Genomic DNA, 24,162 nt, shown 5'->3' on the forward strand with positions numbered 1-24,162 from the left:
ATTACAAAGGGGTACACGGTAATGAATACAGGATTGAGGATGTCCGTAGCACAACTGCAGAATAGTCTCATGGAACGCAAAACAAAGGACCGTCAGGGAATGAACTCATCCCTGACGGTTTTTCTTACCTGCGATATGCACGCGAGGCTGACGGCCTGCACGCGCCGCCGCACCTCGCGGGAGGAGCTGCAGCGGCGCGGCTTGCGGTGCGGCTTGCGGGGAGCTGCGATGAACCTCGATAGAAGTTGCGGTCACGTCGGGGGAGGTCGGCGGTGTGTCGCGAGTTGCCGGATTTTATGCGAATTTTATGCGAAATTTCACATTGGCGCGGCCCGATATCGGGCTGTTTGGGCGATTATATGCGAAAAACCACATACATGGACATATTTCCGTTCCGAGATGCGCCATATATGCTAAAAACCACATAAAACACCTCAATTCACCCGGAATCCGCGCCGACGAATGTGAAAAATCATATAAAATCCCCGCCTGCCGTCCCGCCGAGAGCGGCCGCCTCTTTTCGCGCTGCAGGACAAGGGTGCAGACGGGCCGCCCGTCCTCCTTCATAAACTATAGGACAACGGGTTCGGTCCGGCGGAGATGCTTCGCTGAAGCCGACACGTTCGGGGAGGAGGGGGAAAATGGCACAGGTTACTCGCGAACAAGTTGTGAGGCTGGTCGGCAAGACGGTCTATGCGAAGCGCAAGGACGGCAGCGTCGTTAGCGGGAAGCTCGTCCGCATCAGCGGCAACAAGCTGATTCTCGAGGCTTCCGGCGGCAAGAAAGCCCGCACGAAGGCGATCATACCGCTCGTGCTCTTCGATCTTCTCGCCATCGGAACGACTCCGTATGGCTGGGGAGGCGGGGGCTTCGGGGGCTTCGGAGGTTACGGAGGCTTCGGAGGCTGGGGAGGCGGCTGGTGGTAAGCGGGCAATCGGTCGTCACGACCGATGGCAAGCGGCGGGAGCGAGGCGGTCCTTGCTGGCGGCAGCGCAATAAATAGCCGGACAACCGGACGAGTGAAAGCCTCCGCGACTCTCGGGGCCGCCAGAGCGCGGCTTCGGAGGCGGAGGCTTGTTCGTGCGGCACGGGACCTAGAGCGGGTGGCCGAGCCAACCGTCGTTGCCTGCGGAGGCGCGCTCGCCCCGGGCGGCGGCAAGCTGCCAGTTCCACGCCGGCTCGCTGGCCAGATTCTTCTCCATGCGGTAGCAGACGAGGGCTTCCACGTACTGCTCGTTCGAGTAGCCCATTCGGGTATAGAAGCGAAGGGCTCTCGCGTTGTCCTTGTCGACGTAGAGCATGCTCGTGCGGCAGCCTCTTGCGCGGCCGATCTCCTCTGCGCGAAGCATCAGTTCCGTTCCCCATCTTCGGTTCTGGTAAGCGGGATCGACAGCGAGGAGGTCGACGAAGAGCACCTTGTTCTGGACGATCAGATGCAGGAACCCGAACAGCTCGCCTCCGCGGTTCTTCGCGGCGACCAGGGTCGAGCCTTGGCGCAGGCGCTGGACGATCTCCGAATAGAGACGTCCGTCGCGGGGATGCTGCCAAGGGGACTTGGGCACGAGCTGAGTGCGGACGAGCCTGACGATTCCTTTGGTATCCCGAGGCTGCTTCCAACGTATCATGCGGGTCACCTCCGTTAGCGCGGGCGGGATCGTGCGACCGACTGCTATGCGGCCGACTGCTATAAGGTATGATCGTACGGGAGGGGTTGTTCTCCGCGAATTTCATCCTTGTATTGACGAATGCATCGGGGAAGCATATAATTAGAACCATTCAACCGAACATCCAACAGCAATGATAAGGAAGAAGCGAGAGGGCTCTTGAGCTCAGAGAGCGTCGGATATGCTGCGACCGATGCCTTAATCCCTGCACGCTGGGTCTCCTTGGAGCTGTTCGCCTGAACCGCCGTCTTCGGCGTTGTAGGGTGAATCGGGATGGCGCACGTTAACGCGCCTAAAGTATGCGATTGCCGCTTGAGCGCTCAAGTCCGCAACCTTACTTTACGAGGCCGTCGCTGCGAAGCGAACGGTAAATCCGGGTGGTACCGCGGAAGGCATAGCCTTTCGTCCCTGAACATCAAGTTGATGTTCGGGACGAAGGGCTTTTTTTGATTGTTACGATCCGAGACACACGACAAACTTTACATTCCGGAAGGAGGATGACGGATGAGCGCACAAAGTGCCACGCTGAAATCCAAAGAAGAATTGATTGAGAAATGGAGCAAACCGGAAGTTATCTCGGGCTCCGATATGCTGCTGCGCAGCCTGTTGTTGGAGGGTGTGGATTGCGTCTTCGGTTATCCGGGCGGAGCGGTCCTCTATATCTACGATGCCATGTACGGCTTCAGCGACTTCAACCACTTGCTCACCAGACATGAGCAAGGAGCCATTCACGCCGCGGACGGTTACGCTCGCAGCACCGGCAAGGTCGGCGTCTGCATCGCCACCTCGGGTCCCGGCGCGACGAATCTCGTGACGGGAATCGCGACCGCCTACATGGATTCGGTGCCGCTCGTCGTCATCACCGGCAACGTCATCTCCTCGCTGATCGGCACGGACGCGTTCCAGGAAGCCGACATCGTCGGCATTACGATGCCGGTTACGAAGCACAGCTACATGGTTCGCGACGTCAAGGAGCTGCCTCGCATTATTCACGAAGCGTTCCATATCGCGAACACGGGACGCAAGGGACCGGTTCTGATCGACATCCCGAAGGACGTCTCCGCGGCGAAGGCGCTGTTCCAGCCGGTGACGGAAGTCAATCTTCGCGGCTATCATCCGACGGTCAACCCGAACCGCAACCAGGTCGACAAGATGGTTCGCGCCATCGAGAAGGCCGAACGTCCGATCCTGCTCGTCGGCGGCGGCGCGATCTACTCGGGCGCTCATGAAGAGCTGTACGAGTTCGTCACGAAGACGCAGATCCCGATCACGACGACGCTGCTCGGACTCGGCGCGTTCCCGACCGGCCACGAGCTGCACATGGGCTTCCCGGGCATGCACGGAACGTGGACCGCGAACACCGCGATCCAGAACGCGGACCTCCTGATCAATATCGGCGCGCGCTTCGACGACCGCGTAACGGGCAAGCTGTCCGGCTTCGCCCCGAAGGCGAAGATCGTTCACATCGACATCGATCCGGCCGAGATCGGCAAGAACGTGCCGACCGATATCCCGATCGTCGGCGATGTGAAGGCGGTGCTGCAACTGGCCAACACGCTGGCGAAGCGAGCGGACCAGGCGGACGCATGGCGCGCCCAGATCAAGCAGTGGAAGGCCGACAAGCCGTTCAAGTACATCGATTCCGATACGGAACTGAAGCCGCAATGGGTAGTCTCCCTTATCCACGACACGACGAACGGCGACGCGATCGTGACGACGGACGTCGGCCAGCATCAGATGTGGGCGGCGCAATATTATCCGTTCAACAAGCCGCGTTCGCTCGTGACATCGGGCGGCCTGGGCACGATGGGCTTCGGCTTCCCGTCCGCCATCGGGGCGCAGATGGGCAATCCGGACCGCACGGTCGTCTCGATCAACGGCGACGGCGGCATGCAGATGTGTGCGCAGGAGCTGGCCATCTGCGCGATCAACAACATTCCGGTCAAGGTCGCGATCTTGAACAACCAGGTGCTCGGCATGGTGCGCCAGTGGCAGGAACTGATCCACGAGAACCGCTTCAGCCATATCGACCTGGCCGGCAGCCCGGACTTCGTGAAGCTGGGCGAGGCGTACGGCGTCAAGTCGTTCCGCGCGACGAACAAGGAAGAAGCGAGAGCGGCATGGGACGAGGCGCTTCGCCATCCGGGACCGGCCCTCGTGGAGTTCGTCGTTCGCAAGGACGAGAACGTCTATCCGATGGTTACGCAAGGCAGCACCATCGATCAAATGCTTATGGGGGATTCCGAATGAACACCAAACATACCATTGCCATTCTCGTGAACGACCAGCCGGGCGTTCTGCAACGGGTGTCTGGGCTGTTCGGACGCAGAGGCTTCAACATCGAGAGCATTACGGTTGGAGCCTCCGAAGAGCCCGGCCTGTCCCGGATGGTCATCGTGACCACCGGCGACGACCACACGCTGGAGCAGATCCAGAAGCAGCTTTACAAGATCGTCGACGTTATCAAGGTTATCGACATCGGTTCGAGTCCGATGGTCGGAAGAGAGCTCGGCCTGATCAAGGTCAACGCCGAGCCTTCCTCCCGGCCGGAGATTCTCGGCGTCGTCGAGACGTTCCGCGCGGCGGTCGTCGACATCGGACCGAGCAGCTTGATCGTGCAAGTTGTCGGCGATTCGGATAAAATAGATGCGATGATCGAATTGTTGAAGCCGTACGGCATCCGCGAGCTGTCTCGCACGGGCGTCACCGCGATGATTCGCGGCGCGCGCTGATCGATATTTGAAGCTTCTATCCTGCAGCTATCGTCCGCTCCCCGTTGGAGCGGGTGTTCGAGGAGAGGAGCGGCAGGCCGCCGTCAGGGCTTGTCCGATTCTTCTCTCTTGGAACGCCCGTTCCATGAGGGTTGCCCATATTGTTTTATCCCCAAATCAAGCTTTATCCAATTAAGGAGGAACACATCCAATGGCAGTCAAGTTATTCCATGAGAAAGACGCCGACCTCGGCGCCCTGAAAGGCAAGACAATTGCGGTCATCGGCTACGGCAGCCAAGGCCATGCTCAAGCTCAGAACCTGCGCGACAGCGGCCTGTCCGTTATCATCGGTCTTCGCGAAGGCAAGTCTGCCGAAGCGGCTCGCAACGACGGCTTCGAAGTTCTGAACGTTGCCGACGCTACCCGCAAGGCGGATGTCGTTCAAATCCTGATGCCGGATGAGACTCAAGCGGCTGTCTATAAGAATGAGATCGAGCCTAACCTGAAGAAGGGCGCAGCTCTCATGTTCTCCCACGGCTTCAACGTTCACTTCGGCCAGATCGTCGCGCCAAGCGACGCCGACGTTCTGCTCGTCGCTCCGAAGTCCCCGGGCCACATGGTTCGCCGCACGTATGTCGAAGGCTTCGGCGTACCGGGACTGATTGCTGTTCACCAGAACGGAACGGGCAAGGCGTTCGAGATCGGCATGGCTTATGCGAAGGGCATCGGCTGTACCCGTGCAGGGGTTATCGAGACTTCCTTCCGCGAAGAGACCGAGACCGACCTGTTCGGCGAACAAGCGGTTCTGTGCGGCGGCGCAAGCGCGCTCGTCAAGGCTGGCTTCGAGACGCTGGTTGAAGCCGGCTACGCTCCGGAGATGGCTTACTTCGAGTGCTTGCACGAGCTGAAGCTGATCGTCGACCTGATGTACGAAGGCGGCCTTGCTTCCATGCGCAGCTCGATCTCCAACACGGCCGAATACGGCGACTATGTCACCGGTCCTCGCGTCGTAACGGATGAGACGAAGAAGGCGATGAAGGCTGTTCTGTCCGATATCCAACAAGGCAAGTTCGCTCGCGACTTCATCCTTGAGAACCAATCCGGACGCGCCTTCCTGACGGCTACCCGCCGCAACGAAGCCGAGCATCCGATCGAAGTGGTCGGCGCTCAGCTCCGCGGCCTGATGCACTGGATCAAGAAATAATCGACCGACTCGTTGGCACCGGCTGTCCCGGGGGCAGGCACTGCTCCCCGGGGCAGCCTTTTCTTATCCGACAGGGAATGGGGGATTCAGATGAACTATCGATTTTCCGAGCGGCTTGGGAGCTTCTCTTCTTCGGCCGTGCGCGAGATTCTGAAGCTGACGCAAGGCGATTCGATTCTCTCGTTCGCCGGGGGCTTGCCCGCGGAGGAGCACTTCCCGTCGCAGGCGATCTCGGAGGCGTTCGGGCGCGTTATGGAGCAAGGCAACAAGGCGCTCCAATACGGCTTGACCGAGGGCTACCTGCCGCTGCGCGAGGCGCTGTGCCGCCGCATGGAGAAGAAGCATGTCAAGGTGACTCCGGACGACATGCTCATCACGACGGGCTCGCAGCAAGCGATCGACCTGCTCACCCGCATCTATATCGATCCGGGCGACGTCATCCTCGTCGAGCGCCCGACTTACTTGTCGGCGCTGCAGGTGTTCCGCTCCTACGGCGCGACGCCGATCTCCGTGGACGGGGATTCGGACGGTCTGGACCTGGCGGATCTCGAGGCGAAGCTTAAGGAGCTGAAGCCGAAGATTCTGTATGTCATCCCGACGTTCTCGAATCCGGCCGGCACGGTGTGGAGCGAGGAGCGCCGCCGCGGCGTCCTGGAGCTGTGCCATCGCTGCGACACGCTTATCCTCGAGGACGACCCGTACGGCGAGCTCAAGTTCGGCGACGCTTCGGTGGAGTACCGTTCGCTGTTCTCCCTCGACAACCATCCGCACGGCTCCTGCGTCGTGTACACGAGCACGTTCTCCAAGACGGTCGCTCCGGGGCTGCGCACCGGCTGGGTGATCGCCGATCCGGAGGTCATCCGGAACATGGCCCGCGCGAAGCAGGCGTCCGACCTGCAGTCAAGCTCGCTTGACCAGCAGACATTGTACCAACTGCTCGAGCACTTCGACCTCGACGGCCACATCGAATTCGTTCGCACGGAGTATGAAGCGCGCAAGAAGCAGCTCGTCTCTCTGCTTGAGCAATACGCTTGGCCGGGCGTGACGTGGGAGGAGCCGAAGGGCGGCATGTTCATCTGGCTTCGCCTTCCGGAGGGCATCGATGCGGGGGCTCTGCTGAAGGTTGCGGTGGCGGAAGGCGCGGCGTTCGTGCCGGGCGTCTCCTTCTTCGCGGAAGAGCCGGAGCTGAACACGCTGCGCATGAACTTCACCTACAACGACACCGACGCGGCGATCGAAGGCATGAAGCGCCTCGACCGGGCGTTCCGGAGCGTTCTGGTGAAGGGATAACGCGGTGGATAGGGATGGAGGCTCCGCTATAGTCGGTGAAGCCGCCCATCTCGCCAGGGATCAGGATTTTATGTGAGAAATCACATTCGTGCGGCGCGATAACGGGCAGGTTGGGCGATTCTATGTGAAAAATAGCATACATGGAGAAAATTTCGCTTCGGGTTGCCGTATGTATGCTAAAAATCGCATAAAACGCCGCGATTCCGCGAAATCCGATCCAACGAATGTGAAAAGACGCATAAAATCGCCAATGGCAGACAGCAAATCGCCAAAGACAGCGGGCCAGAGGGGTGAAGGCCGGTGGTTATCTGGTCGATTCGGTGAATTCGGTGGATTCGGTCGACTTGATCAGCCCGAAACAGTCCGAACAGGCTCAATGGCGGAGGCAACGGGAGACCAAACAGCCCAAACGGCCCGTCCCCGCTTCTATAGGCCACAACTATGAAAACAATAGCTTTTATGTATTTTGCCTGCCGTGCCCAAGTATGCTACAACTGTAATAGTGCCTTCATAGGACAATCGTAAACGGGAGTGTGTCGAATCATGTCTGAAGTGAAGAAAATCGCCGTTATCGCCGGCGACGGGATCGGCCCGGAGGTCGTTGGCGAAGCGATTAAAGTGTTGAAGAAGACGGAAGAGCTGTTCGGCTACAAGTTCGAGCTCGAGCACGGCCTGTTCGGCGGGATCGCCATCGACGAGAAGGGAACTCCGCTTCCGCAAGAGACGCTGGACATCTGCAAGAACGCGGATGCCGTTCTGCTCGGCGCGGTAGGCGGACCGAAGTGGGACAACAACTCGAAGGAGCTTCGTCCGGAGACGGGCCTGCTCGGCATTCGCAAGGCGCTCGGCCTGTTCTCGAACATCCGCCCGGCCGTCGTGTTCGACTGCCTGAAGGATGCGTCCACGCTGAAGCCTGAAGTGCTCGAAGGCACCGACCTGATCGTCGTCCGCGAGCTGACGGGCGGCATCTACTTCGGCGAGAAGTTCCGCCGTGAAGGCGCGCAAGGCGAGGAAGCGGTCGATACTTGCGTGTACAACGTGACCGAAGTCGAGCGCATCGTGCGCCAGGCGTTCGAGATCGCCGGCACGCGCAGCAAGCGCCTCGCGTCCGTCGACAAGGCGAACGTGCTCGAGACGTCCCGCCTGTGGCGCGAGACGGTCAACCGCATCGCGCCGGAGTATCCGGACATCGAGCTTGAGCACGTGCTCGTCGACAACTGCGCGATGCAACTGCTCCGCCGTCCGTCGAGCTTCGACGTCATCGTGACGGAGAACATGTTCGGCGACATCCTGAGCGACGAAGCGGCCATGCTGACCGGATCGATCGGCATGCTGTCGTCCGCATCGCTCGGCGAAGGCAGCTTCGGCCTGTACGAGCCGGTCCACGGCTCGGCGCCGGACATCGCGGGCCAAGGCATCGCGAACCCGATCGCGACGGTCCTGTCGGTTGCGCTCATGTTCAAGCTGACGTTCGGCTACCAGGAAGCGGGCGACGTGATCGAGCGCGCCGTCAAGCAAGTTCTGGATGCCGGCCACCGCACGGGCGACATCGCCGTCGACAAGAGCAAGGCGATCGGAACGACGGCCATGGGCGATCTGATCGTTGCGGCAATGGCTCGCTAATTCCGGACTTCCTCTCGGTTCCGACCGAACCGATTGGCAGCAATAGGCGCATGCTTCCGCATGCGTCTTTGCTTTTTTCGCCAGAATGCGTCAAAATCAGTGTTGCAGGGTAATCGTCCTTGCGGCAGGAATTCGGAAGGATCGAAGAGAATATTATAAAGAGTGCATTATAGTGAATAAACGCATCTCGGATTGCGTGGTACGGTTCGGGGAGGGAAGACGATGAGTTTCTGCTGCGGAGCAAGCATGATCGGAACGAAGGGAACCTTGAAGCATTATCGGACGAGAATCCATAACGTGCCCATTCTGTTCTGTCCGGTGTGCCATCGGGTGGAAGTCCATTATCTGGTAGAGAACGAGTATGAGATTCTGGCGGAATATGCGCACGGAGACGGCGCTTCCGAGGTCGACTTCCACGACTACGTCGACGAATCGGACAAAGCCCTCCACGAGAATTGCGTGAACAACGAAGACGAAGACCCGATGCAGATCGTTCAGAGCCAGATCGACATGGCTCTCGATCTCCTGTCCTTCTCCAAGCAGATCGGCGATACGGAGTGGGAGCAGCAGCTCAAGCGCCGGCTCGGCGTGCTTGCGCAGCGCAAGCACAAGCTGAAGACGAAGCGGATGACGGGAGGAACGTTCTGATCAAGGTCTGCATGCATATGCGGAATACACGCCATCTCTGCGCGATTTTCTCGGGGGATGGTTTTTTTTGCTTGTACCCCCTAATCACAGGAATCAGACTTCGAATGATATGAACGTGGGGTGAGCGCTTGCTTCTCGTATTGTGGAGAAAATGGACAGGACGCGGCAGCGCGGCGGCCGCTCCCGAGCCGGAGGCATCGAATCCGGAAGAGACGGTTGAAGCGATTCAGCGAGGCAGCGAAGAGCTGCGCAACGATTTAATTAAACAATATCGGCCATTCATCGTTACGACGGCGAGCCGCTTCAGCAAGCGGTACATCGATCCGGATCGGGACGATGAGTTCAGTGTGGCCTTGTTGGCCTTTGACGAGGCGATTACGCGCTATTCCAGCGATGGGGGAAGCCGATTCGTCGGCTTCGCCGCCCAGGTCATGAACCGGCGGCTTATCGATCACGCTCGCAAGGAGAAGCGGCATCTGACGTCGGTGCCTTACAGCTCCCTGCAGGGAGAGGCCGGCGACGAGAGCTCCGTGCTCAGCCGCCTCGAGGCGAAGGAAGCGATCACGGTCTATTCCCGCGAGCAGCTCGCGCAGGACCGGAGGGACGAGATCGTCTCGCTCAGCGAAGAGCTGGCGGCGTACGGCGTCTCGTTCTTCGATCTGACCGAGCAATCGCCGAAGCATCAGGATTCCAGGGAAGCGCTGCTCGAGATCGGGCTGCGGCTTGCCCAGCGGGAATCGCTGCTTGCTGCGCTGAAGGATAAGAAGAAACTTCCCTTGAAGGAGCTGGGACAGTTGGAGAGCGTGTCGCGCAAGACGTTGGAGAGGCATCGCAAATATCTGATCACGGTCGCATTGATTGCGGCGGGCGAGTATCCGCTGCTGCAGCAATATATAACCGGCGCGAGCTCGGACGGGGAGGAGGGGCTTCAATGAGCAAGGCGATTGTCATGTCGTTAAAGGGCAGGCGGGCTGTCGTGCTTGCCAGAGGAGGCAACTTCGTCCTGGTTCCCCGGGAAAATCATTATCAGGTGGGGGACGAGATCGAGCTCGAGACGGAGGAGGTACGCTCTGTTCCCCGGACGGCGGCAAGAAGCCGGGCGCGGTGGGCAGCCGGAATCGGCGCAGTCGCCGTGCTGTTCCTGCTGCTGTTCGGGGGCTTGTTGGTGCGGCCCCCTTCGGTCGTCGCGTACGTGACGATGGACGTCAATCCGAGCGTGGAGCTCGGGATCGACGGGAAGGACCGCGTCCGGGAGCTTCGCGCCGTGAACGAGGACGCCCTTCCGATCATCGAGGGAATCGACTACAAGGGCCGGAACCTGGCGAGCGTGACGGAACAGATCGTCGATAAGCTTGCGTCGCTCCATCTGCTGGGCGGCGAGGACAGCGAGGTCGTGCTGACGACGGTTCCCGTCGGCAAGGTCAACGAGGGCTGGGAGAGCGACGTCTCCGCCATGATCCGGCAATCGATCGAGCAGTCGGCCAAGGGAATCGGCACGGCTTCTGGCGACGAGGAAGGAGCGGATGCCGGGACGGCGGCGGCTCCGGTCGTAACGACGGTCTCGGTGCCGAAGGAGGTTCGCGAGCAGGCGCTCGAGAAGGGCGTCTCCGCGGGGAAGATGGCATTCTGGCTGAAGGCCGAGAGCCAGGGGCACCGCGTGTCTCTCAAGAAGCTGAAGGAGCAGTCGCTGAAGGAGATCTCTTCGTCGTGGGGCGGAGTCGGCACCGTGCTGCAGGAGTCCGAGGAGAAGGACAAGGAAGCCTCCGAGGAGGAATGGAAGACGCTTGTCGCCAAGGCGAAGGAGCGGGAGCAGAAGCTCGCGGAAGCGCGGGCGAAGCGCGAAGCGGACGCGAAGTCCGGCAACGACAAGCCCGGGAACGACAAGCCCGGGAACCCGAGCTCGTCTTCCGCGTCGGCGAAGCCGCCCGAAGGCACGGCGCCGGCTTCGAACAAGCCGTCGTCTTCGGATAAGGCAAACTCATGGAGACAGCGAAGCGACGCGGACAAGAACAACTCCTCGAGCCAAGGGAATTGGACGGACAAGAAGAATTGGACGGGGCAAGGGAATTCGTCGGGCCAGGGAAATTCCACGGGTCAGGGGAATTCGACCGGCCAAGGGAATTCATCGGGTCAGGGGAATTCGTCGGGTCAAGGGAATTCATCGGGTCAAGGGAATTCAAGCGATAAGACAAATTCGTCGGACAAGACGAATTCATGGAACAATAGGAATTCGACGGACGGGAATCGTTCGACAGGCTGGGGGAACGCTTGGAACGACAAGTCGGGCGTTGCCGGCCAGGGGAGTCGGACGGAGACGTCCACCGGGAGCGGCAAGACCGGAAATTCGGGCAATATAGGGGACAACAAGTCTTCCAATTGGCGTGAAGGAGGATGGAGCAATTCAAGCGACCGTCAAGGCAGCAACCGACAGAACGGTCGAACGGACGGCAATTCAAGCAATCGGGGGAGATAACGAGCGGCAGCAGGGGTGTTTTCTCGACAAGATGCGGGACGAGTCTCGACAAGATCTCTCATTGACAGGTTGATCTTGTCGCGACTATGATAGATGTGAATTTTTGTATGAATGTCCTTCATCTAACATCGCAGGAGGCGTCCTTTTATGACAAGGTGGGAGACTCGTTATTTCTCTGCACTCGTTGTCTTCGTCATGGGCGGCGATGACACGATCGGCAAGAGCTTGACCGAGCTGCGCCCCTCCTTGCAGGACATTCCGACGGACGACATGCTGAAGTATCATGAAGAGAGCGTTCGAATGCTCCTCTCGAACGCCGAAGACGAAGACCGGATGTCCATCATGCACCGGTCTCTTTTGTTTCTAATGGAGGCGATCTCCGTGTTGAATGTATTCGAGACGGCCGCAACCGCAGAAGAGGGGCACCCGGATCGGCTCCGGGAAGCGGTTGTGGAAGCGATTCCCGTGGAGTCCGAGCGCGCCGGCAAGTTCGAGACGGTCCTCCAGCACATGGACACCGGAATCGCTCTGTTCGATTCTTACGGCCATCTTCGGTTCCTGAACCTGCAGATGGCCAGGTTCCTGCAAGTGCCGCGCCGCTCTCTTGTCGGCCAATCGGTTCGTCAGATTCTGTTCCACCCGACCCTCCGCCGGTCGGCCCGCAGAATCTTCTTGAGGATGCTGAAGGACTTCCTCTACTATCGCCGCTACCACGGCGAATTCGAGGACGAGAATGGCCGCATCCTGCTGATCGGCATCTCCCGGATCGAGGAACTGGACGGGGACTACCTCGTCAGTGTGAAGGATGTATCGGAATACAAGCAGATCGAGCAGACCGCCTTCCAGAACGATAAGCTGGCCATGCTGGGGAAGATAGCGGCCGCCATCGCCCATGAGATTCGCAACCCGTTGACGTCGATTCGCGGCTTCATCCAACTGCTGAAGCCTTACCTGGAATCGATAGGCAAACAGGAGTATGTGCGAATCATCCTCTCGGAGATCGATCGGGCGAACGACATCATCTTCGAATTCCTGAATTCCTCCAAGCCTTCGGCGCCGATGAAGCGGAAGCTGACGGTGGCCGAGCTGGTGAAGGAGACGATTCTGCTCACCGAGAGCGAAGCGCATATGAAGGGATGCGAGCTCAAGTTCGAGATCTACGATTCCGACATCTCCGTTGCGATCGACGTGAAGCAGATCAAGCAGGTTCTCCTCAACATCGTCAAGAATGCGATTGATGCCATTCAAGCCAGGGAGGACGGACGGCAAGGCTTGATCGAGCTCTCTGCCCGCAAGGATGGGAAGTACGCGCTTGTCCGCATCCGGGACAACGGTCAGGGCATGGATCGGGCGACGCTGACTCGGCTCTTCGACCCGTTCTTCACGACGAAGGAAGCGGGAACGGGACTGGGGCTTTCCGTCAGTTACCGCATTGTGCGCAACCATGGCGGCATGATCGAAGTGCAGAGCACACCCGGCGATGGCACCGAATTTATTATCTATTTGCCATTGGTGGAGGAGAGAGAGTAGAATCAGGGTGATGCGGGATCGGCGCGAGTCGACCCGCCCGGACTTGGCCTCCATGGGGGAACTCGACGATGATTCGCAGGTTTAACTCTTCTCTTAACAATGGGTTCTTCCGGACGGGACGCATAGCCGATTCCGAGACCCGGCGAGGGATGCGCACTTCGATTAGAGAAGGCATCCCGGCCACGATTATCAACAACCTGCTAGGCGGTCCGCTTCAGACCGCCTATCTGCTGTTCCTCGGCTTCCGCTCCGAGCAGATCGGGCTGATCACGGCGATTCCGTCGCTTACGCTCGTGATTCAGATCTTCATTGCCCTCGCCATGCAGCGATGGAGCAATCGCCGCTTGCTGCTCACTCTGTTCGCGACGTCCCATCGTATCCTCTGGGTGCTGACCGGGCTGATCCCGCTGCTTTTTCCCCATGAGGCTTGGTTCGGCACTTACGTCGTGCTCTACCTCTTCTCGTACATTCTCGCTCAATCCGGCGGCGTCATCTGGACCTCTCTGCTCGCGGATATGGTGCCTCCTTCGGTTCGGGGGCGGTACTTCGGCATTCGCAATACGATCCATTGGGCGGTCGCCAGCCTGACGCTGTTCCTCGGGGGACAATGGATGCAACGAATGGAGGATGGCTTCGGCTTCGCGGTGCTCTTCTCGCTGTGCGCCCTCTGCATGGTGTGGAACAGTTGGGAGCTGACGAGGCATCCGAACCCGGCATTCATCCGCTCGGGGGACACGAACAAGGGGAAGCAGTTGTCGGGTCCGCTCAAGGATCGCGCGTTCCGCTCCGCCACTCTGTTCGTCACCGTCTTCCTGCTCGCCCAGAACGTCGTCGTTCCGCTTTTCTCCTTCTCCATGCTGAATGTGCTTGAGCTGAGCTACAGCCAGGTGACGCTGATCACGATGCTTCAGAACATCGTCATGATGATCAGCTATCCGATCTGGGGCAGCTTGAACAGCCGTTATCCCGCGCAGACGCTGCTGCTGTGGGTGTTCCCGCTCATCTCGATCGCATGCGCCTCGTGGGCGGGGATGGAGCTGGTTCCGGCGCTGCTTGTCCTGTGTGTCTCGCACATTCTGCTCGGCTTGGGGCTCGGCGGCTACAACCTGCTGATCTTCAACTTCCTGATCGGAGACACGCCGAAGTCCGAACGCCCGATGTACGTCGCCGTCTTCTCGGCGTTGACCGGCCTTGCGGGCTTCCTCGGCCCGAACCTCGGCGGCTGGCTGTTCCAGCAGGCGGCAGGGGCAGGCGCTCCGGACTGGCTCCGGCAATACGGAATCGTCCTCTCGGTCGGAATCGCGTTGCTGGCGCTCTCGACGCTGGTCGCTCCAAGGCTGTTCCGGCGCGGGGGATGAGGAGGCTCTGACCGGCTGCGTGGTGCGGGCGGCTGCGGCTGAGTCGTAGTGACTCAACCTTTACCTTACGGCGGGGATTTTATACGAAATTTCACATTCGCACTCACCGATCACAAACCAATTGGACGATTTTATGCGAAAAACCACATACATCAACACTATTCCGCAACCAAAGTGTCGAATTTATGCGAAAAACCACATAAAACGCCTCGATTCACCCGAAATCCGAGCTGATGAATGTGAAAAATCACATAAAATCGTTACTTCGTCGGGGCGAGGGGGGGGAGGACGCTTGGAGAGATGGATCAGCGGGCGAACTGGGCGAGCTGGGAGCGGGGAGCGGCGAGAACTGGGCTTGTCGCCCGTCGCGGGGCGGCTGCTGCTGCGGTTGAGTCGTAGTGACTCAACCGGTACCTTACGGCCGGGATTTTATATGAAATTTCACATTCGCACTCACCGATCACAGACGAATTGGACGATTTTATGCGAAAAACCACATACATAAACACTATTCCGCAACCAAAGTGTCGAATTTATGCGAAAAACCACATAAAACGCCTCGATTCACCCGAAATCCGAGCCGGTGAATGTGAAAAATCACATAAAATCGTTGCTTCGTCGGGGCGAGGGGGGGAGGACGGATACAAGAGGGTGGGGAGCGGATACAAGGTTAACAGCAAAGCAACAAAAGAGTCGCCTCCGGTGGAAGGCGGCTTATTTTGTTTGCAGCAGGCGACATGGGGGAGAAGGTCGGGCATCGAAGAGGGAGATGTGCGGGAAACCCGTACAACGACGCACGAAATGGGGCATCGGAGAGGGAAATGTGCGGGAAACCCGTACAACGACGCACGAAATGGGGCATCGGAGAGGGAAATGTGCGGGAAACCCGTACAACGACGCACGAGGCGGGGGACCGGAGAGGAAGATGTGCGGGAAACCCGGACAACGACGCACGAAACGGGGCATCGGAGAGGAAGATATGCGGGAAAGCCGTACAACGACGCACGAAACGGAGCATCGGAGAGGAAGATGTGCGGGAAAGCCGTACAACGACGCACGAGGCGGGGGACCGGAGAGGGAGATGTGCGGGAAACCTGTACAACGGCGCACAAGGCGGGGCAACGGAGAGGGAGATGTGCGGGAAAGCCGTACAACGACGCACGAAACGGGGCAACGGAGAGGGAGATGTGCGGGAAAGCCGTACAACGACGCACGAAACGAGGCAACGGAGAGGGAGATGTGCGGGAAACCCGTACAACGACGCACGAAATGGGGCATCGGAGGGGGATCGAAACTTAGAAAAATAAAACAAAAAAACGACGTCAACAACGTCGTCAGCCTGTTTTAGATAGTTTTTAAGAAAATATAGATGTCCTCGCCATCTATAATATTAGTATAACTCGAAGAAAAACATAAGTCTATACTTTTCGGCGGGATTTGGATATATTTTTTGAGCGCGTTAAAACGAAACCAGAAGCGGCAAAAAGAGGATGCACAAGGGAGGGAAATACACTTGATCGAGCTGCAAGGAATCAGCAAATCATTCAAAGTGGCCAAGCGCTCGCCGGGGATCGGGCAGGCGTTCAAGGCGCTGTTCGCGCGGGAGCATACGATCGTTCATGCGCTGCGGGATGTCTCGTTCTCGATCGGCGAAGGCGAGATCGTCGGCTACATCGGGCCGAACGGTGCGGGCAAGTCGACGAGCATCAAGGTGATGAGCGGGATTCTTGTCCCCGACGAGGGGAGCTGCCGCATCATGGGGCACACGCCGTGGCGCGACCGCACGGAATACGTGCGCAGCATCGGCGTCGTGTTCGGACAGCGCTCCCAGCTATGGTGGGACGTGCCGGTGCTCGACTCCTTCGAGCTGCTGAAGGACATCTACCGGATTCGGGAGGCCGACTACCGGTCGAATCTCGCCATGCTGACGGAGACGCTCGATCTGGAGCCGATCCTGCAGGTGCCGGTCCGCCAGCTCAGCCTCGGCCAGCGGATGCGCTGCGAGATCGCTGCGTCGCTGCTGCACGGGCCGCGCATTCTGTTCCTGGACGAGCCGACGATCGGCCTCGACGCGGTCAGCAAGCTGGCGGTGCGCAAGTTCATTCGTACGCTCAACGAGGAGAAGGGCGTCACCGTCATTCTCACCACGCACGACATGAGCGACATCGAAGCGCTGGCCGGACGGATCTTGATGATCGGCAAGGGGACGCTGCTGTACGACGGGACGATCGAGAAGCTGCGAAGCCGATTCGGCACCGAGAGGAAAATCACCGTCGACCACGAGCCAAGCGAGAAGGCGCCGGAAGTGCCGGGCGCGACGCTGCTGTCGTGGACGGGGGAGCGGACGGTGCTGAGCGTGGATACGGAGCGGAATCGGATGGCCGACGTGCTCTCCCGGCTGACCGGGCAGATCGAGCTGATCGACGTCTCCGTCGAGGCCAAGCCGGTCGACGAGATGATCGTCGAGCTGTATCGGGAGCATCGGATATGAGAGCGTACGCATCGGTCTGGAGGCTCCGGTTCCAGCTCGGGATGCAGTACCGGACGGCGGCGTTCGCCGGCATTGCCACGCAGTTGTTCTTCGGCTTCGTGTTCATTATGGTCTATATGGCCTTCTATGCGAACGGCGCAAAATCCGCTACGATCGATCTGCCGGATCTGATTACGTACACGTGGCTTCAGCAGATTTTCCTCACCCTTATTATGCTCTGGTATCGGGACAACGAGATCTTCGGGCTTATCATGAGCGGCAATATCGCTTATGAGCTGTGCCGCCCGTGCGGCATCTACGGCTTCTGGTACGCCAAGCTGCTCGGCCAGCGCCTTGCCGGCGCGACGCTGCGCTACCTGCCGCTGCTGCCGATCGTCCTCGTGCTGCCGAAGCCGTACCGCCTCGGCTTCCCGCCTTCCGCGGCGAGCTTCGCCTTGTTCCTGCTCGCTCTGATTCTCGGGCTCTTCATCGTTGTCGGCGTCTCGATGCTTATCTACATCTCGGTGTTCTGGACGCTGTCGCCCGTCGGCTCGACGCTGATGATCGCCGTCGCAGGGGAGTTCTTCGCGGGGATGGTTATTCCCGTGCCGCTTATGCCGGGCTGGCTTCAGAACGCGGTCAACTTCCTGCCGTTCCGCTGGACCGCGGACTTCCCGTTCCGGGTGTACTCCGGGCATATTCCGGTTCGCGAGGCGGCGGCAGGCGTTGCCGTCCAGCTCGGCTGGGTCGCCATTCTCGTCGCGTTCGGCGCATGGCTGCTCTCCCGGGCGCTTCGCCGGACCGTCATTCAAGGGGGTTAGAAGCAGCTATGTCCGGATTCCGACTGTACTTCAGCTACTTGTCCATGCTGTTCCGGTCCCAGATGCAGTACCGGGCGTCGTTCCTGCTGCTGACGGCGGGTCAGTTCTTCATCCCGTTCGCCGTCTTCGCTTCGCTCTACTTCCTGTTCGAGCGATTCGGACAGTTGCAGGGATGGTCCTTCTATGAGGTGGCGCTCATCTTCGCCGTCATCCATCTGGCATTCTCGATTGCGGAATGCTTCGCGCGCGGCTTCGATATGTTCTCGTCGCTTGTCGTCTCCGGGGACTTCGATCGGCTGCTTGTGCGCCCGCGAAGCACGATCGTGCAGGTGCTCGGCTCGCAGTTCGAGTTCACGCGGTTCGGCCGCCTTCTTCAGGGGGCAATCGTGCTTGCGGTCGCATTGATCAACCTGCCGATCGCCTGGAACGCAGCCAAGATCGCAACGCTTGTTCTGATGATCGCGTGCGGCGTCTGTATCTTCGCCGGCATCTTCGTTCTGTTCGCGACGATGTGCTTCTGGACCGTCCAGGGGCTTGAGGTGGCCAATGTCTTCACCGACGGCGGCCGCGAGATGGCGCAATATCCGCTGGACATCTACAAGCGGTGGGTGACCGTCTTCTTCACGTTCGTGATCCCGTTCGGCTGCGTCAACTACTTGCCGATGCTGTTCCTGCTGGATCGGGCCGACGGCCCCGCTGCCGCCTACATGGCGATGCCTCTCGCGGGCGTCCTGTTCCTCGTTCCGTGTGTGCTGGTCTGGCGGCTTGGCGTGAGGCATTACCGGTCTACCGGATCTTGAGAGGGGAGCCGAGGATGAATTCATTTATTGCAGACACACGATTATGGGAGACGCTTCCGTGTCTGAAGGAAGTGTCCCCCGAGGATTGGGCGGAGGCTCGTCCGGAAGTGCGGACCTTCCCCGCCGCCTCGCGCCTCTTCCAACGGGAAGAAGCGATGTCCTACAGCATGTTGATGCTGAGCGGAATCGCCCGGATTTGCCAAGTCGGAGAAGACGGGAGCGAGCGCGTCGTCAACAAGCTTCATGCCGGCGAGATTTGCGCTCTGCTCGTGCTGAGCGGACTGAGCGGACGGGACTACCCGGCGATTGTCGAAGCCGAGACGGAGGTCGAAGCGCTGTTCGTCTCCAAGCTCAGCTTCCTCCGTTGGGTGACGAAGTACGAGGCGATCCGCCGAACCGTATTCGGCAACCTGCTCGACGGGCTGCTTCATATGGGCGAGCAGCTCCAAGCGCGGAAGACCAAGCCGCTGGACAGGCAACTGGCGGAAGCGCTGCTCGCTTCCACGTCGGAGGAGCGGCCGGAGCTGCGAATGACGCACGCCGGACTCGCTTCCGAGCTCGGCACCGCGCGTGAAGTCGTGAGCCGCACCTTGCTGCGTTGGCAGCGGCAGGGACTGGTGCAGCAAGGACGGGGCTGGGTGCGAATCGCTCGCCGCGCGGAGCTGGAGACGCTGTTCGGTGACTAAGTCACAGAAGCGGGCCGATGGCTCTGGTACATTGGATTGGACAATCTAATCCATCATCCATGTACAGGAGGCGTTTTTTATGACACAACAACAGCTTCAACCGGGCATGGCCGCCCCGGCATTCCGAACCGTCGACCAGCAGGGCAACTTCTTATCGCTTGAGCATTATCGCGGCCGCAAAGTGCTGCTCGCCTTCATGCGCTTCTCCGCTTGCGCCTTATGCAATCTGCGGGTGCATCGCCTGATCGGCCGCTATCCGGAGTGGCAGCGCCAAGGGCTGGACGTCATCGCCGTCTTCGAATCGCCGGAAGCGAATCTGAGGACGCACGTCGGAGCGCAGAACGCTCCGTTCCCGCTTGCAGCGGACCCTGCATCGCAATTGTACGATTTGTTCGGCGTCGAGACGTCCGAGGAGAAGGTGCGGTTGACCTTGGCGGATGCGAATACGAAGAATTGCGTCGAAGAAGCGGCTGCGGCCGGGTTCGCCCTTACTCCGGAGGAAGGCTCCAACTTCCATCGAATGCCCGCCGAATTCCTGATTGACGAGAACGGCATCATACGGCTTGCCCATTACAGCCGCCTGATTACGGACCAGCTTGCGCTGGAAGAGATCGACCGGTTCGCCGCCGGGCGGTAAGGCCGTTTGGAACGGAACAAGCCGGGATTTTGGTCACGGTGACAAAAACCTGCCGACAAGCTGGTCAACCGCGGAATCGGTGCTTATAATGGGGGAATCGCGGACGGGGCCGGCCGGATCGTTGTTGCGAACGTTATGCAGCAAGATGCGGAAGGCCCATCGGAAAGGAATCGCTCCCCATGACGAATCTCCCCCTTGCCGGCCCTCGCCTGTCCAGAGGGCTGCTGCTGACGATGGCCTTCTCGGCCGGCATGACCGTCGCCAATCTCTACTACAACCAGCCGCTGCTCGCGGACATCGCCCGCTCGTTCGGCATAACGGCGGATGCGGCGGGCCTCATCTCGACCTGCACGCAGCTCGGCTACGCGCTCGGCCTCTTCCTGTTCGTGCCGCTCGGCGACATCAAGGAGCGCCGCTCGCTGATCACGGCGCTGCTCGCGCTCGTCGCGCTCTCGCTTGTCGGCGTCGCGACCGCCCAGAGCCTCGCCTGGATGTACGCGGCGAGCTTCGCCGTCGGCATGACGACGATCGTGCCGCAGATCATGATTCCGCTTGCGGCCGAGCTGGCCGCGCCGGAGGAGCGGGGCCGCGCGATCGGCACGGTCGCGAGCGGCCTGCTCACGGGCATTCTGTCGGCCCGGGCCGTATCGGGCCTGATCGGCGGAACATGGGGCTGGCGCCTCATGTTCTGGATCGCGGCCGCCGCGATGGTCGGCCTGCTCCTGCTGCTGCGGGCGCTGCTGCCGACAAGCCGGCCCGTGTCGGCGCTTCGGTACGGCGAGCTGCTGCGCTCGCTCGGCACGCTTGTGCGCAAGCACTCCATCCTGAGGGAGTCCGCCCTGATCGGGGCGATGAACTTCGTCGGGTTCAGTGCGTTCTGGACCTCGCTCTCGTTCTATCTGGAAGGGGAGCCCTACGGCTACAGCAGCCGGATCGCCGGCTTGTTCGGCCTGATCGGCGTCGCCGGAGCCGCGGGAGCGCCGCTGGTCGGCCGGCTCGCGGACCGATTCTCCCCGAAGGCGATCATCGGCGGGCTGACCGTTCTGTCGCTCGTCTCCTATATTGGCTTCGGCCTTCTCGGAACCTCTCTATGGATTCTCATTCTCGGCATTATTCTGTTCGATCTCGGCGTTCAAGGAACCCAGGTGTCGAACCAGACGCGAATTTACGCGCTCGATCCATCCGCTCGCAGCCGCCTGAACACGGTGCAGATGGTGACGACCTTCCTCGGCGGGGCGATCGGCTCCTCGCTCGGAAGCTTCGCCTGGAAGATGTGGGGCTGGCCCGGAGTATGCCTGACCGGCGGCAGCGCCATCGCGCTGACCTTCCTGATCTGGCTTGCGCACCCGGCCCGCTTGTCGGGGCGGCGGCAGAACTGGTATGATGGAAGAATCGACGACTATCGTCAGGAGGCGGCAGCGCCGGCCTGCGATGGAGAGGAGATCACGCGATGACCGAACATCAACATCACCATAAGGCACAGGATATGCTCGCCGTCATGTCGAGGAATGGCTGGAGAATCACGGACCAACGCCGCACTCTCGCCAACATTTTCTCCACGACTGAGCAGTACCTGTCTCCGAAGGACGTCTACGACCAGTTGACGGGGAAGTACCCAAGCGTCAGCTTCGACACGGTGTACCGCAACCTGAGAATGCTGAGCGAGATGGGCGTGCTGGAGCAGTTCTACTTCATGGAGGGCGGGCTGAAGTTCAAGTCGTCCTGCCTGGATCACCACCACCATCATCTGATCTGCACCAACTGCGAGAAGACGCTGACGTTCGATTTCTGCCCGATGCAGGATACGCTCAAGCTGCCGGGGAACTATAAGATTGTGAGCCATCGCTTCGAGATCTACGGGATCTGCGAAGATTGTCAGAAGGAGACGGCGGTTCAGTCATGAACGGTGCGCTCCTTCGGAACTAATAGTAATAATTACATTCTGTATTGGGAAAAGAAAGACTTGCCCGCGTACCGCAAGCAAGTCTCTGTCGTCGTTCAGCGCAGCAGCGAGAGGTCGAACGAGGGAACGAGACCTTCCTGGGCCGCTCGGCCGAGCAGTGCTCGGGCGGCGGCATATCCGCTGTCTCCGAGATTCTCGGTGAACTCGTTCACGTAGAGCTCGATGTGCTGCTTCGTCACCTCGGGAGCCATCTCCTGCGCGTGGTCGGCCACGTAAGCCCGCGAAGCTTCCGGGTGAGCCCATGCATAGCGCACGGAAGCTCGCGTCCAATCCTCGATCTCCTTCCGGTCGAGGTGGCGGCGGGCGATGATCGCGCCGAGCGGGATCGGCAGGCCGGTATCTTCCTCCCACCAGCTGCCCATGTCGGCGACAAGGCTCAGGCCGTAATTCGGGTAGGTGAAGCGGGCTTCGTGAATGACGAGTCCCGCGTCGATCTTGCCGCTCCGGACGGCGGGCATGATCTCATGGAACGGCATGATGACGATCTCGCCGACGCCTCCCGGCACCTTCTGCGCCACCCAGAGGCGGAAAAGCAGGTAAGCGGTCGAACGGTCGCTCGGAACGGCGACGCGCTTGCCGGACAGGGAGGCGGGGGTCTGCACGTCGTCCTTCGTCAGAACAAGCGGGCCGCAGCCCCGGCCGAGCGCTCCGCCGCACGGAATGAGGGCGTAGTCGTTAAGCACCCACGGAAGCGCGGCGTAGGAGATCTTCATGACCTCCGGGCCTTGCACGTCGGCAGCCCAGTGATTCGTCTTGTCGATATCGGCATAAGTGACGTTAAGCTCGGGAGCTCCCGGCACAAGGCCGTGCACCCACGCGTGGAAAACAAACGTGTCGTTCGGACACGGGGAGAAGGCAATATTCATCGCAGAACCTCCGCTAGTATAGTTGATGCGCGCTCCAGCGAGCGGAGCGCATCCGGGATGCGCCAGGCGGCCCGGTCGCGGGGGCCGACCGCGTTCGAGATCGCGCGCAGCTCGAGCGCGGGGACGCCGAAGTGGCGGGCGGCGGCGGCGACGCCGAAGCCTTCCATCCCTTCGGACGCGGCGCCCGGTATGAGGGCGGCGAGCCGCTCGGCGGTGGCGGCCGTGCCGGTCACGGTCGAGAGCGTCAAGGCCGGCCCGAGCGCAGCCGGGAGCTCGGCAACGCACAGCGCCTCGGTCAAGCGTGCCGCCAGCTCGGCGTCGACTTCGATCCGGGCGGACCCGAAGCCGAGCTTGTCCACGCCGACGAAGCCGTCCGGCGTCTCCGCGCCGAGGTCCGCGGCGACGATCACGCTTGAGACGGCGAGCTCGCCGATCGCCGCCCGCCCGGGGTAGCCGCCGCCGATTCCGGCGCTGACGACAAGATCGAAGCCGCGCCCGGCGAGCAGCGCGGCGGTGCTGGCTGCGGCGGAGGCGGGGCCGACGCCGGCGACTTCGACGACGAACCCGTCCGCTTCCGCTCGCTGGAGTCCCCTTGCTACCGCATCCTTTTCCATCGGGACGGCTGTCATGATAAGAATGCGTTTGTAAATCTTGCGTTCTTGGTGCTGCATCGATTCATCTCCAATCCTGCCATAACTTAACTTTAACAAATGAGCCGCCGGATGACAAAAGGGTTTGCTTCGGGAGAGGTTTTAGGGTACAATCACTTTAGAATTATTCTAATTAAGTGAATCGCGAGACCGGGACGAGAATTCCGTATGCGGTCAGAGAGGTGAGGACCCATGTCGATAACGGAACAGATGGAGAAGATCAACCGGCAGATGATAGAGAAGGGCTATAAGCTGACGCCGCAGCGTGAAGCGACGGTTCGGGTGCTTCTGGAGAACGAGAAGGACCACCTGACGGCGGAAGACGTCTATATGCTGATCAAGCCGAACTACCCGAACATCGGGCTGGCGACCGTATACCGTTCGCTTGAACTGCTCGCCGAGCTTCATGTGGTCGAGAAGGTCAACTTCGGGGACGGAGGCGCGAGATTCGACCTGCGCAGCGACGATCAGCCGCACATGCACCATCATCTCATCTGCACGCGGTGCGGGACGGTGGAGGAGATCAAGGAAGACTGGCTGCTGCCGATGGAGAATCGGATCGAGAAGGAGCTCGGCTTCCGCGTGATGGACCATCGCCTCGACTTCCACGGCATCTGCCGTGACTGCAACGCGAAGGAGAAGGCGGCGAAGGACGGCAAGCCGGAAGGCGACTGCGGCAAGGCCGTGTCCTGAGCGGCAGGCGACCGTCGCACGGCGGTATCCGGGCAACAGGGACCGCGGCAAGGCGTGCGATGGACAGGAGAGCGA

General features: G+C 60.3%; 22 protein-coding genes. 19 read left to right on the forward strand and 3 right to left on the reverse strand.

What is annotated here, in order from left to right; genetic code table 11:
• Positions 1 to 641: 641 nt before the first annotated feature.
• On the forward strand, positions 642 to 926 hold the full coding sequence (locus E6C55_RS30245) for a 50S ribosomal protein L33 (RefSeq protein WP_136373572.1): 285 nt from the start codon (positions 642 to 644) through the stop codon (positions 924 to 926).
• Positions 927 to 1,094: 168 nt separating this feature from the next.
• Here the strand turns inward: E6C55_RS30245 and E6C55_RS30250 are convergent, their stop codons facing one another.
• A complete protein-coding gene (locus tag E6C55_RS30250; protein ID WP_136373573.1) occupies positions 1,095 to 1,625 on the reverse strand; it encodes a GNAT family N-acetyltransferase in 531 nt (176 codons plus the stop codon).
• A 543-nt stretch (positions 1,626 to 2,168) separates the two neighbouring features.
• Here E6C55_RS30250 and ilvB point away from each other — a divergent pair.
• From ilvB to E6C55_RS30335, 17 genes are all read left to right on the forward strand, one after another.
• Positions 2,169 to 3,914 carry a biosynthetic-type acetolactate synthase large subunit gene (gene ilvB / locus E6C55_RS30255; protein ID WP_136373574.1) on the forward strand — a complete coding sequence of 582 codons (1,746 nt, stop codon included), beginning with the start codon at positions 2,169 to 2,171 and terminating at the stop codon, positions 3,912 to 3,914.
• Positions 3,911 to 4,396 (forward strand): acetolactate synthase small subunit, encoded by a 486-nt coding sequence (ilvN, locus tag E6C55_RS30260; RefSeq protein ID WP_136373575.1) that lies wholly within the window; start codon positions 3,911 to 3,913, stop codon positions 4,394 to 4,396. Before ilvB ends, ilvN begins: the two co-directional genes overlap by 4 nt.
• A 190-nt stretch (positions 4,397 to 4,586) precedes the next feature.
• Complete coding sequence (gene ilvC / locus E6C55_RS30265) at positions 4,587 to 5,579, forward strand: ketol-acid reductoisomerase (RefSeq protein ID WP_136373576.1); 993 nt, start codon at positions 4,587 to 4,589, stop codon at positions 5,577 to 5,579.
• 90 nt (positions 5,580 to 5,669) lie between these two features.
• Positions 5,670 to 6,869, forward strand: a complete 1,200-nt coding sequence (locus E6C55_RS30270; protein WP_136373577.1) for an aminotransferase-like domain-containing protein — start codon at positions 5,670 to 5,672, stop codon at positions 6,867 to 6,869.
• Between the two features lie 543 nt (positions 6,870 to 7,412).
• Complete coding sequence (gene leuB / locus E6C55_RS30275; protein ID WP_136373578.1) at positions 7,413 to 8,492, forward strand: 3-isopropylmalate dehydrogenase; 1,080 nt, start codon at positions 7,413 to 7,415, stop codon at positions 8,490 to 8,492.
• Between the two features lie 222 nt (positions 8,493 to 8,714).
• Positions 8,715 to 9,140 carry a hypothetical protein gene (locus E6C55_RS30280; RefSeq protein WP_136373579.1) on the forward strand — a complete coding sequence of 142 codons (426 nt, stop codon included), beginning with the start codon at positions 8,715 to 8,717 and terminating at the stop codon, positions 9,138 to 9,140.
• A gap of 128 nt (positions 9,141 to 9,268) precedes the next feature.
• Positions 9,269 to 10,075, forward strand: a complete 807-nt coding sequence (gene sigI, locus E6C55_RS30285; RefSeq protein WP_136373580.1) for an RNA polymerase sigma-I factor — start codon at positions 9,269 to 9,271, stop codon at positions 10,073 to 10,075.
• Positions 10,072 to 11,613, forward strand: coding sequence for an anti-sigma-I factor RsgI family protein (locus E6C55_RS30290; protein ID WP_136373581.1), 1,542 nt, complete (start codon positions 10,072 to 10,074; stop codon positions 11,611 to 11,613). The genes sigI and E6C55_RS30290 overlap by 4 nt, the downstream gene beginning before the upstream one ends.
• A gap of 147 nt (positions 11,614 to 11,760) precedes the next feature.
• The gene (locus tag E6C55_RS30295) at positions 11,761 to 13,143 is read left to right on the forward strand and encodes a two-component system sensor histidine kinase NtrB (RefSeq protein WP_136373582.1); all 1,383 of its coding nucleotides are present in this window, start codon (positions 11,761 to 11,763) and stop codon (positions 13,141 to 13,143) included.
• 68 nt (positions 13,144 to 13,211) lie between these two features.
• Entirely contained in the window at positions 13,212 to 14,501 is a 1,290-nt protein-coding gene (locus E6C55_RS30300) for an MFS transporter (RefSeq protein ID WP_136373583.1), read from the forward strand.
• A gap of 1,513 nt (positions 14,502 to 16,014) precedes the next feature.
• Positions 16,015 to 16,992 (forward strand): ABC transporter ATP-binding protein, encoded by a 978-nt coding sequence (locus E6C55_RS30305; RefSeq protein ID WP_136373584.1) that lies wholly within the window; start codon positions 16,015 to 16,017, stop codon positions 16,990 to 16,992.
• Positions 16,989 to 17,792 (forward strand): ABC transporter permease, encoded by an 804-nt coding sequence (locus tag E6C55_RS30310; protein WP_136373585.1) that lies wholly within the window; start codon positions 16,989 to 16,991, stop codon positions 17,790 to 17,792. The genes E6C55_RS30305 and E6C55_RS30310 overlap by 4 nt, the downstream gene beginning before the upstream one ends.
• 8 nt (positions 17,793 to 17,800) lie before the next feature.
• A complete protein-coding gene (locus tag E6C55_RS30315; protein ID WP_136373586.1) occupies positions 17,801 to 18,592 on the forward strand; it encodes an ABC transporter permease in 792 nt (263 codons plus the stop codon).
• A 14-nt stretch (positions 18,593 to 18,606) separates the two neighbouring features.
• Positions 18,607 to 19,278, forward strand: coding sequence for a Crp/Fnr family transcriptional regulator (locus E6C55_RS30320; RefSeq protein ID WP_136373587.1), 672 nt, complete (start codon positions 18,607 to 18,609; stop codon positions 19,276 to 19,278).
• A 79-nt stretch (positions 19,279 to 19,357) separates the two neighbouring features.
• On the forward strand, positions 19,358 to 19,915 hold the full coding sequence (locus E6C55_RS30325) for a redoxin domain-containing protein (protein ID WP_136373588.1): 558 nt from the start codon (positions 19,358 to 19,360) through the stop codon (positions 19,913 to 19,915).
• Between the two features lie 179 nt (positions 19,916 to 20,094).
• Positions 20,095 to 21,369: an MFS transporter gene (locus tag E6C55_RS30330; protein WP_136373589.1), complete on the forward strand. Its 1,275-nt coding sequence runs from the start codon at positions 20,095 to 20,097 to the stop codon at positions 21,367 to 21,369.
• Positions 21,366 to 21,818: a Fur family transcriptional regulator gene (locus tag E6C55_RS30335; RefSeq protein WP_136373590.1), complete on the forward strand. Its 453-nt coding sequence runs from the start codon at positions 21,366 to 21,368 to the stop codon at positions 21,816 to 21,818. Before E6C55_RS30330 ends, E6C55_RS30335 begins: the two co-directional genes overlap by 4 nt.
• 95 nt (positions 21,819 to 21,913) lie before the next feature.
• Here the strand turns inward: E6C55_RS30335 and E6C55_RS30340 are convergent, their stop codons facing one another.
• Both E6C55_RS30340 and E6C55_RS30345 read right to left on the reverse strand, forming a co-directional pair.
• Complete coding sequence (locus E6C55_RS30340) at positions 21,914 to 22,744, reverse strand: 1,4-dihydroxy-6-naphthoate synthase (protein WP_136373591.1); 831 nt, start codon at positions 22,742 to 22,744, stop codon at positions 21,914 to 21,916.
• A complete protein-coding gene (locus E6C55_RS30345; RefSeq protein ID WP_136373606.1) occupies positions 22,741 to 23,415 on the reverse strand; it encodes a futalosine hydrolase in 675 nt (224 codons plus the stop codon). Before E6C55_RS30345 ends, E6C55_RS30340 begins: the two co-directional genes overlap by 4 nt.
• Positions 23,416 to 23,592: 177 nt before the next feature.
• On the opposite strand from E6C55_RS30345, the gene fur reads away from it, so the two are divergent.
• Positions 23,593 to 24,087, forward strand: a complete 495-nt coding sequence (gene fur / locus E6C55_RS30350) for a ferric iron uptake transcriptional regulator (RefSeq protein WP_136373607.1) — start codon at positions 23,593 to 23,595, stop codon at positions 24,085 to 24,087.
• Positions 24,088 to 24,162: the final 75 nt, after the last annotated feature.

Origin of the sequence: Cohnella fermenti (genome assembly GCF_004801405.1) — a bacterium.
GTDB classification, from domain to species: domain Bacteria; phylum Bacillota; class Bacilli; order Paenibacillales; family Paenibacillaceae; genus Cohnella; species Cohnella fermenti.

Bases quoted from the DNA above. Each gene is read 5' to 3' on its own strand.
- E6C55_RS30320 (WP_136373587.1), top strand. From the start codon at position 18,607: ATGAATTCATTTATTGCAGACACACGATTATGGGAGACGCTTCCGTGT.
- E6C55_RS30295 (WP_136373582.1), top strand. From the start codon at position 11,761: ATGACAAGGTGGGAGACTCGTTATTTCTCTGCACTCGTTGTCTTCGTC.
- E6C55_RS30280 (WP_136373579.1), top strand. From the start codon at position 8,715: ATGAGTTTCTGCTGCGGAGCAAGCATGATCGGAACGAAGGGAACCTTG.
- ilvN (WP_136373575.1), top strand. From the start codon at position 3,911: ATGAACACCAAACATACCATTGCCATTCTCGTGAACGACCAGCCGGGC.
- leuB (WP_136373578.1), top strand. From the start codon at position 7,413: ATGTCTGAAGTGAAGAAAATCGCCGTTATCGCCGGCGACGGGATCGGC.
- ilvC (WP_136373576.1), top strand. From the start codon at position 4,587: ATGGCAGTCAAGTTATTCCATGAGAAAGACGCCGACCTCGGCGCCCTG.
- E6C55_RS30245 (WP_136373572.1), top strand. From the start codon at position 642: ATGGCACAGGTTACTCGCGAACAAGTTGTGAGGCTGGTCGGCAAGACG.
- E6C55_RS30315 (WP_136373586.1), top strand. From the start codon at position 17,801: ATGTCCGGATTCCGACTGTACTTCAGCTACTTGTCCATGCTGTTCCGG.
- E6C55_RS30330 (WP_136373589.1), top strand. From the start codon at position 20,095: ATGACGAATCTCCCCCTTGCCGGCCCTCGCCTGTCCAGAGGGCTGCTG.
- E6C55_RS30335 (WP_136373590.1), top strand. From the start codon at position 21,366: ATGACCGAACATCAACATCACCATAAGGCACAGGATATGCTCGCCGTC.
- E6C55_RS30300 (WP_136373583.1), top strand. From the start codon at position 13,212: ATGATTCGCAGGTTTAACTCTTCTCTTAACAATGGGTTCTTCCGGACG.
- E6C55_RS30290 (WP_136373581.1), top strand. From the start codon at position 10,072: ATGAGCAAGGCGATTGTCATGTCGTTAAAGGGCAGGCGGGCTGTCGTG.
- E6C55_RS30310 (WP_136373585.1), top strand. From the start codon at position 16,989: ATGAGAGCGTACGCATCGGTCTGGAGGCTCCGGTTCCAGCTCGGGATG.
- E6C55_RS30325 (WP_136373588.1), top strand. From the start codon at position 19,358: ATGACACAACAACAGCTTCAACCGGGCATGGCCGCCCCGGCATTCCGA.
- E6C55_RS30270 (WP_136373577.1), top strand. From the start codon at position 5,670: ATGAACTATCGATTTTCCGAGCGGCTTGGGAGCTTCTCTTCTTCGGCC.
- E6C55_RS30250 (WP_136373573.1), bottom strand. From the start codon at position 1,625: ATGATACGTTGGAAGCAGCCTCGGGATACCAAAGGAATCGTCAGGCTC.
- ilvB (WP_136373574.1), top strand. From the start codon at position 2,169: ATGAGCGCACAAAGTGCCACGCTGAAATCCAAAGAAGAATTGATTGAG.
- E6C55_RS30340 (WP_136373591.1), bottom strand. From the start codon at position 22,744: ATGAATATTGCCTTCTCCCCGTGTCCGAACGACACGTTTGTTTTCCAC.
- E6C55_RS30345 (WP_136373606.1), bottom strand. From the start codon at position 23,415: ATGCAGCACCAAGAACGCAAGATTTACAAACGCATTCTTATCATGACA.